14 protein-coding genes are annotated in these 18247 nt (G+C 34.8%); 12 read left to right on the forward strand and 2 right to left on the reverse strand.

Annotated elements, in window-relative coordinates; genetic code table 11:
- Positions 1–30: 30 nt before the first annotated feature.
- Positions 31–630, reverse strand: coding sequence for an RNA polymerase sigma-70 factor (locus JCM15579_RS15225; protein ID WP_054721309.1), 600 nt, complete (start codon positions 628–630; stop codon positions 31–33).
- Between the two features lie 129 nt (positions 631–759).
- Positions 760–3120, reverse strand: a complete 2361-nt coding sequence (locus JCM15579_RS15230) for a TonB-dependent receptor (RefSeq protein WP_083464711.1) — start codon at positions 3118–3120, stop codon at positions 760–762.
- Positions 3121–3504: 384 nt separating this feature from the next.
- Between JCM15579_RS15230 and JCM15579_RS15235 the strand changes: the two genes are divergently transcribed.
- From JCM15579_RS15235 to JCM15579_RS20085, 12 genes are all read left to right on the forward strand, one after another.
- Positions 3505–4383, forward strand: a complete 879-nt coding sequence (locus JCM15579_RS15235; RefSeq protein WP_172677449.1) for a DMT family transporter — start codon at positions 3505–3507, stop codon at positions 4381–4383.
- Between the two features lie 203 nt (positions 4384–4586).
- Entirely contained in the window at positions 4587–5063 is a 477-nt protein-coding gene (locus JCM15579_RS15240; protein ID WP_083464712.1) for a YciI family protein, read from the forward strand.
- A gap of 341 nt (positions 5064–5404) precedes the next feature.
- Positions 5405–7228, forward strand: a complete 1824-nt coding sequence (locus tag JCM15579_RS15245) for a hypothetical protein (RefSeq protein WP_157471505.1) — start codon at positions 5405–5407, stop codon at positions 7226–7228.
- A 26-nt stretch (positions 7229–7254) separates the two neighbouring features.
- Complete coding sequence (locus tag JCM15579_RS15250; protein WP_054721318.1) at positions 7255–8328, forward strand: DUF6340 family protein; 1074 nt, start codon at positions 7255–7257, stop codon at positions 8326–8328.
- A gap of 69 nt (positions 8329–8397) precedes the next feature.
- The gene (locus JCM15579_RS15255) at positions 8398–9645 is read left to right on the forward strand and encodes a M48 family metallopeptidase (RefSeq protein ID WP_054721320.1); all 1248 of its coding nucleotides are present in this window, start codon (positions 8398–8400) and stop codon (positions 9643–9645) included.
- Between the two features lie 13 nt (positions 9646–9658).
- Complete coding sequence (locus tag JCM15579_RS15260) at positions 9659–10897, forward strand: competence/damage-inducible protein A (protein WP_054721322.1); 1239 nt, start codon at positions 9659–9661, stop codon at positions 10895–10897.
- A gap of 282 nt (positions 10898–11179) precedes the next feature.
- Positions 11180–12514, forward strand: a complete 1335-nt coding sequence (locus JCM15579_RS15265; RefSeq protein WP_054721324.1) for a TolC family protein — start codon at positions 11180–11182, stop codon at positions 12512–12514.
- 29 nt (positions 12515–12543) lie between these two features.
- Positions 12544–13626: an efflux RND transporter periplasmic adaptor subunit gene (locus tag JCM15579_RS15270; protein ID WP_054721326.1), complete on the forward strand. Its 1083-nt coding sequence runs from the start codon at positions 12544–12546 to the stop codon at positions 13624–13626.
- A gap of 114 nt (positions 13627–13740) precedes the next feature.
- Positions 13741–16515 (forward strand): efflux RND transporter permease subunit, encoded by a 2775-nt coding sequence (locus tag JCM15579_RS15275; protein WP_218186195.1) that lies wholly within the window; start codon positions 13741–13743, stop codon positions 16513–16515.
- A gap of 14 nt (positions 16516–16529) precedes the next feature.
- Positions 16530–16898, forward strand: coding sequence for an efflux RND transporter permease subunit (locus JCM15579_RS22015; protein ID WP_218186196.1), 369 nt, complete (start codon positions 16530–16532; stop codon positions 16896–16898).
- A gap of 115 nt (positions 16899–17013) precedes the next feature.
- Positions 17014–17322 (forward strand): hypothetical protein, encoded by a 309-nt coding sequence (locus JCM15579_RS15280; protein WP_054721328.1) that lies wholly within the window; start codon positions 17014–17016, stop codon positions 17320–17322.
- An 11-nt stretch (positions 17323–17333) separates the two neighbouring features.
- On the forward strand, positions 17334–17522 hold the full coding sequence (locus tag JCM15579_RS20085) for a YgaP family membrane protein (RefSeq protein ID WP_083464713.1): 189 nt from the start codon (positions 17334–17336) through the stop codon (positions 17520–17522).
- Positions 17523–18247 lie beyond the last annotated feature (725 nt).

Genomic DNA, 18247 nt, shown 5'->3' on the forward strand with positions numbered 1-18247 from the left:
CAAGTAAGACAATTGGTAAGGGATTTAACCCTATTCGCCATTGAAAAAATGATTGAAAAACAATACAATCAATGGGAGATAGTCTGCAAGCTCTTCCCGAAGAAATTTCAGGGCCTTTCCCATTTGATTTTCTACCGTCTTAACTGATATTCCAAGATGTTCTGCTATTTCTCTGTATTTTAATTGTTCATATCTGCTCAATATAAAGATCTTTTTTCTCTGTTCGGGAAGTAGGTCGATGCTGGCTCTGATCTTCAGTTCCAGTTCGGAAGCATTTAAAGGATCTCTATCAATTTGTTCATCATACTCTATCTCTTCCTGATTGTACTCTTTATACTTTTCCCGAATGTTGATGTGCTTAATAAGGTTGAGGCTTGCATTTCGAACAGCACGATAAAGATATGATTCCATGGAACTTTCGATGACAATATCCTTTCTTTTGATCCACAATTTGAAGAATGCTTCCTGCACGATTTCCTCCGATGCTTCCTGTTCCTTAAGGAAGTTATAGGCATAGGCACACAAACGACTGTAGTGGTCGTTGAACAGGCTTTCGAAATCTTCTCTGCTAATGCAATCCGTATGTATGGTTTGCTCTGTGGTCAATGTTAAGCTAGTTAGTAGAAGCAAAGGTATATGATTTTTTAAGTTTGATAAAGTTAATATTTTTAAATGCAGAATCCACACAGGAAGAAGTGTACTATCATCCTTGTGTGGTTCAGGTCTTGTTTATGATTGAGCTTGTTATTTCATAGTAATCTAGAAATATAAAATGTAATATAAACTTGGTAATAGGGACAATTGCTCACCATTTTCTATTTCCCGGGTAGCCTTATTATATCGCTCCAAAATTTTCGCCTGATTATTGGTTGCATTTTTCAAGTCCAATTTGAATTCATGACGGATTTTCTTTCGGTTTATTTTATAGTTAAAGGTTAGATTCAAGATGAAAAGATCATCTCCCTGCTTTGAGAATTCACTGTTTTCCTTGTATATGGTTTCTCCAGCTTCTCGACTCTTTGTCAAATCAACAGGAGTATAATATTGACCACCACGATAAGTAATTTTCGCATTCCAGCCAGTTCTGTTTAACCCTTTCTTGCCTACTTTGTATTCCTTTCCAATTAAAAGGTTGGCTGTATAATTTCCGTTGTATCTCGAATTTCGTTCAATGCCATCCAATGCTGTAAATTTTGATTGGTACAACGATCCGGTAAACAGATAATAGAAATTGTTGAAGAAAAATCGTTCCAGCGAAAGTTCAACACCATAGTTTTTACCAGTTCCTTTGTTCACAAAGTCATAATCAGCCAGGCCTTCTTTTATATCTAGAAGTACGATTTTACTTTTAGGATCATTCTCAACAGCCAAATGGTATAAATCCTGATAGTAAGCTTCTGCCTTAAAATGTAAGTTGTGATTCAATTGGTTGTTATATCCAATGACATAGTGTTTGGCTTTACTCATTTTCAAATCTTTGTTGGGCTTATATGGAATATTGTTTTCATTATTCTGTTGAATGAAATAAGTAGAGAGACTTTCTAACTTGCTGTGAACACCGAATCCGAATGATATAGATTGGTTGGAAAGAAATTTGTACTTTAAGCCTGCGCGAGGTTCAATGCTGTAATCATCATTCAGAGCAAAATAACTGGCATGTACACCGGTTACCAGACTCAATTGGGATGTGATTCGATATTTCCAATTTACAAAGGATTGAATGAAATGAGAATTTCCATCTGAATCAACATCAGTAATAAATGAACCTGAATTTTTAAAATCATTCTTGCTATTGATATCAAAACCCAAACGAGTGAACTGTAATCCTACTTTCAAGCTGTTTTTAGCATTTAACTTCGTATTGAACGTAGAATTAAATTTTAGATAATCATGTTGATATTTTTCCTGTAAAGCGGAGAACATCATATTGTCATCACCTAATATTTCAGATTGATACTTACTGTTTGTTGCTGACCATGCAAGTGTATTTTTAAGGTAAGATTTCTTGCCTAGTGATAATAGATTTGTAACTCCAACTATATTTAAATTGGATTCGATTTTATTTTTACCCAATGTAATAGTCTCTTCATCATTTTCTTCTTTATTGATCATGTTACTTTTTCCAAACAAGCCAAAGAAAGTAAATTTACCAGCTTTTTTTGTGGGCAATACCAACTTAAATGAACCATCTTGGTATTTAGGAATACCATCAAAATCAATGACGCCAGCATTGTTCAAAAGCTCAAGAGAAGAGTAACGATAATTGGCTAAATAAGAACCGGAATAACCTTTTTTTAATGGTCCTTCAAGAGTGAAATCCATGCCCATAGTGCTAAACCCAAATGTCTGTTCGTGCTTGGCATTATTTCCCGATCGTAAATTGATATCGAAGATACCTGAGTAGGCATTGCCATATTCTGCAGTAAATGCCCCTGTGAAGAAATCAGAATTGCGAAGTAAATTGCTATTCAATGCATTTACAGCTCCTCCAGTTGAGCCTTCATCAGCGAAGTGATTAGGATTGGGAATTTCTACTCCTTCCAACCTCCATTGAATTCCCTTGGGAGAGTTCCCTCTTACGATAATTTCATTGGAACCTTCCCCATCTGAAGAGACCCCTGCATAGGCTGAGACCATTCTTGCTGGGTCGTTTAGCGCTCCGGAATATCTGCTTGTTTCCTCCACAGTAAAAGCTTGTCCACTCACGCTTGCCATTTTATTCAGTGTTTCATGTTTGGCTGTTTTGGGATAAACTTTAACCTCTTGTATGTTTGTTACCGATTCCACCAATTCAATTTCCAAAATTATTTGTTTGGCTGAACCAACTTCTATATTGGCAATAGTCTTGGCCTCATATCCCATACAACTAATGAAAAGAGAAACTCTACCAATTTTCACCTTCTCTAAAATAAAATTACCATCAATGTCACTGGCTGTTCCCTTAAATGGCTCTGAATTTAGGATAACAATATTAGCACCTATAAGAGCTTGCTTGGTTTCGTGGTCAATCAATTTTCCTCTAATTGTCTGGTAATATTGAGTGTTAATGCTTAATGCATTAGCTGGAATATTTCCCAGCAATATCAGTAGGTATATAACAATGCAATGTTTTGTTTTCATGAATCATTAATCAAGTGAATATTATAAAAATCAAGAGGAAGACAATTGAAATAGGAAGTACCCCCTACTTTAGGAATAATTTTTTGACCTGAAAGTGAAAATGTATATATTCGTGGCGGATTGAGCATTAAAACGTGGTGATATTCCATGCTATGGAAGACTTCGAATATTGCCAGAGCTCATCACAGATCTCCTCTGTGTACCATAGCTTCATTATAAATTCTATGATTTATGAAGCTATTGTTGTACAAAAAATTCAAATATATAGTAATGCTTATCTACAAGGCCTTACTTTCGAAATTTGTAATTCGCTCTCACTTTCTTCGAGGTCAAGTTTTTTTGTCTGTATTTGAGTTAACTGTTTATAAACTTGATTATTATCTTATGAATTTAAAAACGAAATCGATCTTACTCTTATTATTGGGAACCATTTTTTGGGGAATGACCTTTGTTTTTATCAAGGATGCAATCTCATTGATGAGTGTATCTGGTTTTCTGGGCTATCGTTTTTTACTGGCCGGAATAGTGCTTGGCCTTATTTTTATAAAACGCTTAAAGACGATAGATTGGAATACCATAAAATACGGAGCTATCATGTCGTTGCCTCTCTTGTTTAGTTTTCTCGCTCAAACAATAGGATTGCAATATACGAGTGCATCCAAAGGTGGATTCATCACTGGCTTGTCGGTGGTTTTTGTACCACTTATTTTGTCTGTAATGCAAAGAAAATTACCCGCGATGAATATTTTTATTGCTGTTGTTTTAGCTACATCAGGTCTTGCTTTGCTCACATTGGGTAGTAGTTTAAATCTTAATATTGGTGATAGCTGGGTGTTTCTGTCGGCCATTCTATTTGCTATCTATATCATTATGGTCGGAAATATTAGTAAAAAGTGTGATGGGATATTGCTGTCGGTTACTCAGTTTTTTATTGTAGGAGTATTGTGTACAGCTTATGCTGGAATTAAAGGTGATTTGTATATCCCAACGCAATATAAATTGTGGCAGGCAATATTGTTTACGGCCTTGTTTGCTACCGCCTATATGTATACAGCTCAGAATTACTATCAAAAGTACATTTCGGAAATTACAACCTCTATTATTTTTTCATTTGAGCCATTGTTTGCTGCCATAACAGCCTTTTTCTATCTGAATGAACAACTTACTGAACAAACCATAATTGGAGGATTGCTCATTTTCATTGGAATTCTTTTTGCAGAATTAAAATGGAGTGATGTAAAAGTCTTTATTTATAGGAAATAGGATAAACAAAAAAGTCGGGAACCACCCCGACTTTTCTATATTCACTTTATAACCCTATAACTCTATGAAAAAACCACTTTTCTGTTTTGTTATAGTACAAATTTAAGTTCAAAAATGGTTAAGCACTGCCAAAAAGTGTTAAAGAAGTTTAAAACTTTAATTATCTTGCTTTTTTAGATTCAATCAGAATAAAAATAGATGCTATGAAACTTTTTAAATATGGACTATTTATTGCCATGGGGATGTTATTATCATGCCGATTTAACCCAAGCAATGAAAACAAAATAAAAAAGGGATACAATGCTGAATTAGCAACTAAATTAAAGGCTGACCAGTATGGTATGAGCAAGTATGTTATGGCATTTTTAAAGCGAGGGCCAGTTCGTAATCAGGATTCTATTACGGCTGCTAATCTACAGAAAGCCCATTTGGAAAATATTGAAAGACTGGCTGAAGAAGGTAAATTGGTTTTGGCAGGTCCATTTTTTGATGATGGGGAGATCAGAGGGATATATATTTTCGATGTTGAAACCATTGAGGAAGCTCAAACTTTAACGCAAACAGATCCTGCAATAAAAGCAGGTAGGTTGGTAATGGAATTACATCCTTGGTATGGTTCTGCGGCTCTAAAGCAAATAAATGAGCTTCACAAGACCCTACAAAAGCAAAAATGTAAGTGAACAATAGAACTCAGGTTAATAATTTGTATAAGGAATAGTTTATTACATTTGCTACATAAAAAAGAATAAAGTTGGATATTTCTCTGGTTACTGAATACTCATTGTGGTGGATATTGCCGATATTTTTGCTTTCGACAGCAATTGTATATTGCTTGTATTTTTATAAACAAAGCTTAATAAAAGAAATAACTATCTGGAAGATTGCAATACTTGCCAGTTTACGTTTTTTAGTTGTTTTTTTCTTGTTGTTCTTATTAATAGGACCAAGAATCAGGTATCAAAAGAGAATTGAAAATAAACCGGTTTTAATTATCGCGCATGATAATTCATTGTCCATAAAAATGGGACTGGACTCATCTTATTATTTGAATCAATATCCTTCTGATTTTAATGAACTGATCGCTTCCTTACAAGATGATTATGATATTAGGTCTTTAAGTTTTGGTAAAAAAGTGTCGGCTTTATCGAAACTGGATTTTAATGCACCTTTAACTGATTTTTCTTCCTTGTTTCAGTTTGTAAAAGACAACTATGGAAATTTGGAAAATGTTCAGATGCTGTTAGCCAGCGATGGATTATACAATTCCGGTGCGAATCCTCGTTACTTAAGTTCAGATATGGGGATGCCAATTCACACTATTCAATTGGGGGATACAGCAGAAATTAAAGATGTATCGATTTACTTTTTAAAATCGAATAGAATTGGTTTTACAAACACCAAATTGCCAGTAAAGGTTGGAATTAAGGCTCTAAATTTTAGAGACAAAAAACTACTAGTTGAGGTAAGAAATAAGGCTAAGATCTTATTACAAGATGAAATAAATATAGCAGGCGATAACTTTTACTTGGAAAAAGATTATTTGTTAGATGCTAAACAAAAAGGATTGCAAAGGTATAATGTAAAAGTCAGTTCTGCTTTTGATGAATATACTTTAAAAAATAATACAGCTGATTTTGTTGTGGATATTTTGGATTCAAAAAGAAAAATTGTTGTTGCTTTCGATCAATACCATCCAGATATTGCAGCTATCAAATCAGCAATTTTGGAGAACTCTAATTTGCATTGTGAATTGGTTAATCTAAATCAGAAGCAAATAAACTTTGAAGAAACCAATTTGATAATATTGTACCAAATACCATCCAAGAATAAGAATTATCAAGATTTGTTCAAACAAATTGAATTGGTTAAGACTCCAGCATTAATTTTTGTGGGAGCAAATTCAGATTTGAATGTATTGAATTCTTTAAACCTGGGAGTTCGTTTAAATATTGAAAATGAATATTATCAGGATGCTGTTTATTTGGAGAATCAGAATTTCTCCTTATTTAATTTACAATCGAGAGAGAAGAATATATTTGAGAAGTTACCTCCGGTTTTAACTCCTTTTGGTGATATTAATTTGAACAATGAATCTCAAATATTAGCTTATCAGAAAATAAAAGGAGTAGATACGAAATATCCATTAATTGCATTTTCACCTGTACAAGATCGCAAAGTGGGGTGGATATTTGGAGAAGGAATATGGCGTTGGAAATTGAGTGAGTTTCAATTGTTTGACTCAAATATATATTTTAATGATTTCGTCAATAGAATTATCCAATATTTGGCCTTAAAAGAGAGGAAAGATCAGTTAATTATTAGACATGATAAAGATTTTTCAGAAGGAAGTCAAGTGGAAATTCAAGCGGAATTGTATAATAAGAGTTATCAATTGATAAACAATGTAGACCTTCAATTTGTATTAACTAATGAAAATGGCAATACATATAATTATCAGTTTTCTAGAAATGAGAATGATTATGGATTAACCATTAATAATTTGAAAAATGGAATATACAACTATAAAGTTCAAACAGCTGGATTAAGTGAGAATTTGGAGCGTTCAGGTGAATTTATAGTTCGCTTAAATAATGTTGAATCGAAACATCTGCAAGCGGATCCAATGGTACTAAAACAAATAGCAGAGAGTACTGATGGAATCTACTTTAATAGTTTTGATTCAAACAAGATTAAAACTCATTTTCAGAATAATTTATATAAAAAATCAACAATTTCTTATGAAACGAACTATGGTAATGCTGTAAGTTTAATATATTTATTAAGTTTTATTATCATATTAATGATTTTGGAATGGTTTTTGAGAAAATATTGGCTGGGAAATTAATCCTGACCACATGAAATTTTGCACTAATGACAAAACAGATATCTTTTGCAAAACCTAAATTTCGAAAATTCCTTTTATTAGGTGTTTTATCAATTCTTTTTGCAGGTTGTCAAACCATGGCTTTGTATAATTTTGAGGGCTTAAAAGCTCCCCAGGTAATTATTCCTCCTGATGTTAAAACCATTGGATTTGTAGATCGAAACTTGAGTTTTGATTCGGATACATTGTCCGATTATTATAAGTTAAATTTAATAACTTATAAAGATACAGCTAGCTATGATGAAATTCGTGCTTTAAATTGTCACTTGGGCTTTAGTGAAAATATATCCGAATATTTTTCATTGGATAGTGTATCATATATTCGCTTGCCAGAGCAACACATTTCAGGGGAGAGAAAATACGATCCAGTTTTATGGGAACAAATTGATAGCATTTGTAATGAGACCGGTTCTGATATTCTTGTATGTTTGGAAGATTTACAAATTTTCAATGAATTTGAGACCATTCTTGGAGAGGAATCTTGGGGGATTACTGATGTGAAGTATTTTGTGGTTTGGAGAATTTACGATCCGCTACTTAAGAAATACCATGATACCAGAATAATTGCGGATAGTCTTTACACTGAGGTAAGTGCGTACTCTTACGATAGGTTGATGAAGGAAAAAATGCCATCTCGTCAGAAAATAAATGCAGATGTTTCCTATGAAATAGGAAGAAATTATGCAGATTTAATTTCTCCCCAATGGGTTTCTTTCACAAGGAAATACTTTATTTCCGGGCATCAGGATTTTTCGCTGGCTAGTTATTATTTGAATAATAATAGCATTGACCAAGCAATGGAAGTTTGGAAAAAACATGTAGAATCAGACGATAAAAAATTGGCAGGTAGAGCGAGTTACAATTTGGCTTTGGCCTACGAATTAAAGGAAGAATTTCAAGAGGCAAGTCATTGGGCGAGAAGAGCAATTAAAAAGTATCAAGAGCTAGAAAAAGAACCTAAGGAATTTAAGTTTGTAAAAGAGTATTATAAAGAACTAATCAGTAGAACGCAAAATGATTATTTACTAGACAAGTTCTTTGGAAAAGAGAAAACAGAATAAAAAAGATCCCCTGAAAGTGTATAATTTCAGGGGTTTTTTAATTTTGTTTGGCAAATAAAAAATTGAGAAATGAATGCAACAACAATTTTATACATCATACTTATCATTTTGAGTTTTGATTTTATTCTTGAACGTATATTGGATATTTTGAATCTAAGAAATTGGTCTCCAACGCTTCCTAAAGTTTTAGAAGGCATCTACGAGAAAGAGAAATATCTAAAATCTCAGGAATATCAGAAAGAGAAATACAAGTTTAGTTTTATCTCATCTGTAATAAGTTTTTTAACAAGTTTTCTAATGATTGCTCTGGGCGGATTTGCTTGGGTAGATCAGTTGGTAAGAGAATATACCACCAATCCCATTTGGTTGGCTCTACTGTTTTTTGGAGTTATTATGCTCGCATCAAGCATCATCAGTTTGCCATTTTCGTATTATTCAACCTTTGTGATTGAAGAGAAGTATGGATTCAACAGAATGACACTAAAAACTTTTATGCTAGATTTGATCAAAGGAGGATTACTGGGCATGCTAATTGGTGGAGGATTGTTAGCCTTATTAATTTGGATATACCTCCAGACTACCGATAACTTCTGGTGGATGGCTTGGGCTGTTTTAGCCGCATTCATGATATTCATGACCATGTTTTATTCCTCATTAATTGTTCCATTATTTAACAAGCAGACTCCATTGGAGGAAGGTGCGTTAAAAGATGAGATTCAAAAGTTTGCCGACAAGACAGGTTTTAAACTTGATAATGTATATGTGATGGATGGTTCAAAAAGATCGTCGAAGGGAAATGCATACTTCAGTGGTTTGGGGGCTAAGAAACGAATTGTTCTGTTTGATACACTGATCAGTGAATTATCAACCAAAGAAATTGTTGCGGTTTTGGCCCATGAAATTGGTCATTACAAGAAAAAGCATACCCGAGGCGGAATCATTTTGTCATTACTGCAAACTGGATTGATGTTTTATATTTTTTCTCTATTTATTGGCAATGAAAACTTATCGGCTGCTCTCGGATCTGGACAGCATGGTTTCCATTTAGGATTGATTGCTTTTGGAATACTCTACTCTCCAATTTCAAGCATATTAGGATTAGGTATGAATTTATTATCAAGAGCAAATGAATATCAGGCTGATGAATATGCAAAACAAAACTACGATGGACAATCGCTGGGGGATGCTTTAATAAAACTATCGGTAAGTACATTAAGTAATCTTACACCACATAAGGCGTATGTGTTTTTCTATTATTCGCATCCAACATTATTGCAAAGGTTGAAAGCAATTAATTTTACCAGAAACAAAGACTAATTTTAAAAAAGGAATGCAAGCAGAAATTATTACCATTGGAGATGAAATATTGATTGGGCAGATTGTGGACACAAATTCTACCTGGATGGCGAAGGAGCTAAACAAATATGGAATAAGTGTATCAAAAATCACAAGTATATCGGATGAGGCGAATGATATTGTAACAACAGTTGAAGCAGCCTTGAAAAGATCTCCTCTTGTATTAATGACGGGTGGTTTAGGTCCTACAAATGATGATATCACGAAGAAGACTTTGAGTGATTATTTTGGAATGAAGCTTATTCAGGATGATGAATTATATCAGAAAGTTCAGGATAGATTGGCAAAGTATGGTATACCCATGAATCGATTCAATCGGGAACAAGCTCTTATTCCTGATGGTGCCAGAATCATTCCTAATAATTTTGGATCCGCTCCTTGCATGTGGTTCGAGAGAAACAATCGGGTTTTAATATCAATGCCTGGTGTTCCGTTCGAAATGAAAGGAATCATGCAGAACGGTTTAATTTCAGCAATTACCGAGCATTTTGAAACTCCTGCAATTGTGCATAAAACCATTATGACTGAAGGAATAGGAGAGTCGGTTCTGGCTGATATGTTGAGTGATTGGGAGGAAAATCTACCAAGACAAATGAAGTTGGCATTCTTGCCTTCACCAGGAAAAGTAAGGTTGCGTTTAAGTATTACTGGAGAGGATAAACCTACACTTGAAAAGATTGTTGATGAAGAAGTTGAGAAGTTGAAAAAGATAATTCCGGGTAATATTTTTGCTTACGACGATGTGGATATTGAGCAATGTATAGCCAAACTTTTACTAGCAAAAGGGAAAACGCTGGGAACTGCAGAAAGTTGTACTGGGGGGTATATTGCCCACTTGATTACTTCACAAGCAGGTAGTTCTGCTTATTTTAAAGGAAGCGTTGTTTCCTACTCTAATGAAATCAAAGAAAATGTATTGGGAGTAGATTCTAAAGATTTGGAGGAGTTCGGAGCTGTGAGTCAAGAGGTGGTTGAACAAATGGCTGTGGGAGCAAGGAAGGTACTAAATACTGATTATGCAGTAGCAACTTCTGGTATTGCAGGTCCTGATGGAGGAACCTATGAAAAACCTGTTGGTACGGTTTGGATTGCTATTGCTGGAGATTTTGGTGTGCGATCGGAAAAACTCGACTTATATAAAGTAAGAGAAAGAAATATTAAGGTCTCAGCTTTTAAAGTATTGAACTTACTCCGAAAAGAATTGGAAAAATAAAATGAGATAGGATGATTTGAAAGGCTTGCTTTATGGCAAGCCTTTTTTTGTAATTACATGTGTATTCAATTTAAAATATGAGATTAGATTTTAATCAGATAGATAATATTATATAAAGTATTTATTGGTTTTTGTTTCATAATTTCCTAAATTTCAATAGCTAATCTTAATTTATGCTTTAATCAACAAATTTAAATAAAACTACAGGTATCTAGATGTTTGGATATGTAGATTAAAGTATATACATTTGAACCGAAATCAATAAACAATCAATAAATAAACATGCGAAACATTATTTACCTATTGACTTTTGTTCTGACATTTGCAAATATCTCTAAGGTATTTTCTCAGGAAGCAGAACTAAAATTAAGTTTGAAGGATGCTTTGCAAAAAGCAACTCAAAATAACAGGCAAATCAACAAAGCAAAAGAACAGGGGAAGGCTGCAAAAGCAGAATTTCGTCAAACCAATTCGGTTTTTCTTCCCAATTTAAATTTATCTCATACTGCGGTTACCACAAATGATCCTTTGGCAACGTTTGGATTTAAGCTGAAACAGAAAATCACTTCACAAGCAGATTTTAATCCAGTCTTGCTAAATAATCCAGATCGAATTGAGAACTACAATACAAAAATTGAAGTTCAACAACCCATTCTTAATTTTGATGGTTTGTATGGGCGAAAGGCAGCAAATGCTAAAATGGAAGCGGTAGATTTTACAACCGAGCGAATCATTAAATTTACCAAGTTTGAGGTAAAGAAGGCTTACTACCAACTGGAATTGGCGCAGGAAGCCGTTAATGTAATTGAAAAATCCATGGAAGCGGCGAAATCTGCTCTAAAACTTACCCAAGACAATTTGGAGCAAGGATATGTAAAAGAGGCAGATTTGCTATCTGCCAAAGTTCGAGTGTTGGAATTGAATAATCAACTGGCTGATGCTAAGAATAATCAAAAACAGGCGGGTGAATTTTTAGCATATATTCTAGGTCTGGATATTCAAACTGTAATTGTGACTATCGAAAAATTAGATCAAAAGCCTTCTCTTTTACAAGCTATAAATAAGGATCAGAATGAAGATATGCGATCCGACATTATGGCTTATAAGAAAAGTTTGGAAGCACGTGAGAATATGTTAAAATCTGAAAAAATGAGGTTCTTACCTCGTTTGAATGCTTTTGGAACTTATGAATGGAATGATTCTCAACTTCTTGGTACATCGGCTAATAATTACATGATAGGTGCAAGTTTATCCTGGGATATTTTCAGTGGTTATAAAAATGTTGGAAAAGTACAGAAAGCCAAAGCAGAATTGAAAATTGCCAAACTGGATCTTGCGGACTATCAATCCAAATCGAGTATGGAAATACAAGGTGCTAAAAGAAACCTGAAAGTTGCCTTCGACAGAATTGAGATGAGTAAAATGGCCAAGAATCAGGCAGAAGAGGCTTTTAGAATCAGAACCAACAGGTACAAGCAAGGTTTGGAAAAAACAATTGATGTATTACAATCGGAGTCGATGGCGATGATGAAAAATCTGGATTATATCAACTCATTGTATCAATATCATGTAGCAGTTTTCCAACTGGAATTATTGCTTGAAAAGGAATTACAATAAACAAAACAAATCTCAAAAAAATAATAAATATGAACTCTAAGACAATATTATTGATCGTAATAACTGCCACACTTACTTGGGGATTCCAATCGTGCGGTAGTGAATCAACTGGAAAGGAAAATCACAAAGCTGATGTTGCGGTAAGCGTACAAACCGTTAAAATGCTAAACCAACCTGAACTATTTAACTTTTCAGGCAAGATCGAGGCAGAAACTCATTCAAACCTTAGTACCCGAATTATGGGTCAAATTGAAAGAATATATGTGGAGCCAGGTCAAAAAGTAAGCAAAGGCCAGTTGTTGGTTCAGATTAAAGATCAGGATATTCAAGCCAAAAAAGCACAGGTTAAAGCCAATATGATTAAAGCGGAAGCTGCCTTTGAAAATGCAGAGAAGGATTACAAGAGATTTACGGTTCTGTTCGAACAAAAAAGTGCTTCGCAAAAAGAAATGGATGATGTGACGACACATTATAATATAGCTAAAGCCGAATTGGAAGCAGTGAAACAAATGGAAGCTGAAGTAAATGAAATGCTGCGCTACTCGGCAATAAAAGCACCTTACCATGGTATCATAGCCAGAAAATATATGAATGTGGGAGATTTGGCTTCTCCAGGTATGCCATTGGTGGCCATTGAAAAACCAGGAGAGTATAAGGTGATGGCTAGAATTCCGGAAACAGAGATTTCTAAGATTCAAAAGAATGATGCGGTAAAGGTGAAAATTACAGCTTTGAACGAAATTGTGAATGGCAAAATCACGGAAGTAAATCCTTCTGCCTTATATACCGGGAACCAATTCGAAGCTAAGATTGTTTTGGAACCCACCAAAGAGCAAAAGGCAAAACTATATAGTGGCATGTATGCACAGGTGAGCATTGAAAAAGGAGGGATGCCAGGTATTTTTATTCCAAATGATGCGTTGGTAAGAAAAGGACAACTAATAGGTGTTTATACGGTTAGTCAAATGGGAACAGCCATGTTACGCTGGGTAAGAGTTGGCAAAACCAAAGATAATATGACAGAGGTATTATCAGGATTAAGCGATGGAGAACAGTATATCGTTTCTTATCAAGGTAAAATTTGGGATGGTGCAAAATTAAGCATCAAGTAGTACGATCGTGAAAAGAAAATTTGAGTTCAAAAATCAAATGTCTTAAAAGATGAAAACAGGATTTGCAGGCGGTATCGCAACTTATTTATAAATTCAAAATTGACTCCTCTGTTAATGGTTGCATTCATGATTATTGGAATGTACAGTGCTTATTTAACACCTAGAGAGGAAGAGCCACAAATAGATGTTCCCATAGCTGATATCTTTTTAATGTATCCGGGAGCAAGCCCATCGGAAATTGAATCTCGCGTAATGCAGCCACTTGAGAAAGTAGTTGCGAATATTCCGGGTGTGGAGTATGTTTATTCGACATCTATGCCGGGACAGGCAATGTTAATCGTTCAGTTTTATGTAGGGGAAGATGTTGAAAGATCTCTTGTTAAAATGTACAACGAGATTATGAAACACATGGATCAGATGCCGAAAGGAACGTCCATGCCTTTGATTAAAACACGTGCAATTGATGATGTACCTGTTTTGGGACTGACTTTCTGGAGTGAAACTTATGATGATTTTCAACTAAAGAGAATCGCACAGGAGGTAAACAATGAAATAGAAAAGGTTAACGAAGTATCGGAAACCAAAGTAATTGGTGGACGTTCACGTCAGGTTCGAGTAGTGTTGAATCGTGAACAAATGGCTGGTTACAATATTGATGCATTAAGTATCTCTCAGCAGATTCAGATATCCAATCAGCAAATTGGTTCAGGAGCCTTCAACAGTAACGATCAGGAATACCTTGTTGAAACGGGTAAGTTTCTGGAGAATGCCGAAGATGTATCCAATCTGGTAGTAGGCGTTTATAAAGGGAGTCCAATCTACCTAAAGCAGGTTGCACAAGTGATTGATGGACCTGAAATTGCATCGCAATATGTGAATTTTGGATATGGTAAAATCAATGATGCCAAAGCACAATTTAAGGGTGAATACCCTGCGGTTACTATATCGGTAGCGAAACGTCGTGGTGCTGATGCCATGCACGTATCTGAACAAATTCTAACTAAGATAGAATCACTTCGTAAAGATTTGATCCCCTCAAATGTGCATGTTGATGTCACCAGGAATTATGGCGAAACCGCTTCAGATAAGGTAGCTGAATTGCTTCTACATCTTCTTGGAGCCATTGTAGCTGTAACATTTGTGGTGATGCTAGCTATGGGGTGGCGTGGAGGATTAGTTGTATTCCTTTCGGTACCAATTACTTTTGCATTAACCATGTTCAGTTACTATTTTCTGGATTACACATTAAATCGAATTACATTATTTGCATTGGTATTTGTAACAGGGATTGTGGTTGATGATTCAATTATTATTGCTGAGAATATGCACAGGCATTTTAAAATGAGGAGATTACCGCTGATTCAGGCTGCTCTGCGCTCAATCGATGAGGTTGGAAATCCGACCATTTTGGCAACTTTTACGGTAATTGCCGCTGTTTTGCCAATGGTTTTCGTTTCCGGATTAATGGGACCTTATATGAGTCCAATGCCAATTGGAGCTTCCATTGCCATGATTTTCTCATTATTGGTGGCACTGACTATTACCCCTTACTTGGCATACCGATTACTTCATCATGAGGACAAGAAAGGAAAAGAAGAAAAAGTATTTAAGCTTGAAGATACGCGAATCTACAAGTTATATGCAGCCACTATTCGACCAATGTTGGAATCAAGATTAAAGCGTTGGGGATTTATTGGAATTGTGAGTGTATTACTACTGGCTTCAACAACATTGATTTATTTCAAAATGGTTGCCGTAAAAATGTTACCATTCGATAATAAGAATGAATTCCAGGTTGTGATCGATATGCCTGAAGGGACAACCTTAGAACGTACGGCAGTGGTGGCAAAGGAGTTGGCAGCTTATATTGCTCAGCAGGATAATGTGGTAGATTATCAGTCTTATATTGGGACTGCTGCACCAATTAACTTTAATGGTTTGGTTCGTCATTACGATTTGAGAAGAGGGTCAAATGTTGCGGATATCCAGGTGAACCTTACACACAAAGGTGAACGGGATTTGCAAAGTCATGATATTGCCAAGGCAATGAGACCGGGTTTACAGGAAATAGGCAAGAAATTTAATGCTAATGTAAAAGTTGTTGAAGTTCCTCCTGGACCACCAGTAATGTCAACCTTGGTAGCTGAAATTTACGGACCAAATACTGAAGGACAGATCGATGTAGCTAAGCAGTTGAAAGCAATTTTTGGAAAAACCCAGGATGTGGTTGATGTAGACTGGTTGGTTGAAGATGATCAGACAGAATTTCAGTTTAATGTAGATAAAGAAAAAGCTATGTTGGCAGGGGTTTCAACTCAGCAGGTGGTTCATACTTTGAACATGGGATTGAGTGGACAAGAGGTTTCTCAATTGTATCAGGAACATGAACATGAGCAGGTTGGAATTGATCTGAGACTTCAGGAAGAGGATAGAAGCAGCTTAACGGATCTGAAGAAAATAAATATTCTGACTCAATCAGGAAATCTGATTCCTTTGGGTGATATTGTTGATATTCAGAAAAAAATAAAGGAGAAGAGCATCTATAGGAAAAACCAGAAAAGAGTGGTGTATGTAACAGCTGATGTTGCTGGAAAATTGGAAAGCCCAGTTTATGGTATCATGGAAATCTCCGATCATTTAAGTGATGTGAAGGTACCGGAAAGATATGAACTATTGGAAGAGTATACACAACAGCCATTTTTCGAAGACAATTACAGCTTGAAGTGGGATGGAGAATGGCAAATTACCTACGAAGTTTTCCGTGATTTGGGTGCTGCATTTGCGGTTGTGTTATTGGTGATTTATATGTTGATTATTGGATGGTTCCAGAATTTTAAAGTTCCGTTTGTGATGATGGTTTCAATACCACTTTCCCTTGTAGGATTTTAATTGGTCATTGGTTAATGGGTGCATTCTTTACTGCAACTTCAATGATTGGAATGATTGCCCTGGCAGGAATCATGGTTCGTAACGCCATTCTGTTGATTGATTTTATCAACTTGAGACTGGCCGAAGGAGTACCATTGAAAGAAGCTGTGATTGAGGCTGGTGCAGTTCGAACAACACCAATTTTATTAACCGCAGGAACCGTGGTTATTGGAGCGGTAGTTATCTTGTTTGATCCTATCTTCCAAGGACTTGCGATTTCATTAATGGGAGGTTCGATTGCTTCTACATTTCTTACTTTGGTAATTGTTCCATTGATTTATTATATGACTGAGAAGAAGAAGTATCCTGAAGTAAAAGAAGAATTAGAAGTTTCAAATGAATAATCACATAATACGGAAAATATGAAACGATCATGAATTTTAGCATTCTAAATTACAGACATTAGAATGATTAAATTCATCGAGAGTTCCATCTAGCCAATAAATAAAATTTAAACAGATGAAAGTTGTTATCATTTTTTGTGTGAAAGCATTTTATGAAGAGTTAAAACTGATTTATAATAAAGCAGCTATTGATGCTTATAGTGAGTTTGATGTGAAAGGTTATACTAATAAACGTAATGAGCAATGTGAGGCTCCAAACTGGTTTGCCTCCAGTAAAGACTATTACGATTCTATCGCTACTTTTTCTTTTTTAGATCAGGGAAAAGGTGATGAATTGATGAAGCAAATCGAAGAATTCAATGAAGGAATTGATTGTTGTAGTCCAATTCATGCATACATGTTAGATGTTGAAAAATTTATATAATAAGTAAAACAATGAGAGAGAGAATTATAAGAGCAATTGCCGGGACCTTGGTATTGGTTAGTATATTGCTGGCAGTCTATGTAAACATTTACTGGTTATTATTAACAGCCTTTGTAGGTTTAAATCTCTTACAATCTTCAATCACAAAATGGTGTTTGATGGACGATATTCTTAGAAAAGTTTTTAAAGTGGATAGTTAATCCGTAGTTTGAGTTTTTATTGATTGGAATCCCGAATCTATTTATAGTTTCGGGATTTTTTAAATATTCAAATGTAGATTTATTTGCACGGGTTACACTTTGGTGAAAAATACTAAAGGTAAGATTGATTTTACTGAAATTGCTCTGGTTTGATAGTGGAATTGAAACACAAATCAAAAACTTAGTATACTAAGTCTCCAACCAGAAGCATACTAAGTTTCCGACAAGAAGCATACTAAGTCTTCAACCAGAAGTATACTCAAATTTTAAATCGTCTATCACCTTTTTATATAAAAGTGATGTTGTAGGCCTAAAAGTAGTAGGATTCATATAGATTATATGTTTTGTTAAACATTCATAATAGATTCTTTTTGTCAGATTATCAGAAACTAATGATGTGTTTTGGGCCTTTTTAATGTACTGAGAATTTAATGAAATATTATGCATGAATGATTGAGCGTGATTTTTACATGGAGAGATGATCTTAAATGTGTTATATTTTGAAGCATGTAAAGTCATGTGAATATTGAAAACACTTGGAGTAAAATTCTGCGATGATATTTATAAAACTCCTTTATTTATTGACAAAACCTGATGTTTAATTTAATAATACACGTAGAATTAGATAAATGTTAAATTGTGTTAAAGAATTGTTAATGTTGAAATATATTTTAAATGCATGTTGATGAGCATGTTTAAGAAATGATAGTAGTAATTTAATTTTA

Origin of the sequence: Marinifilum fragile JCM 15579, from assembly GCF_001310955.1 — a bacterium.
GTDB lineage: Bacteria > Bacteroidota > Bacteroidia > Bacteroidales > Marinifilaceae > Marinifilum > Marinifilum fragile.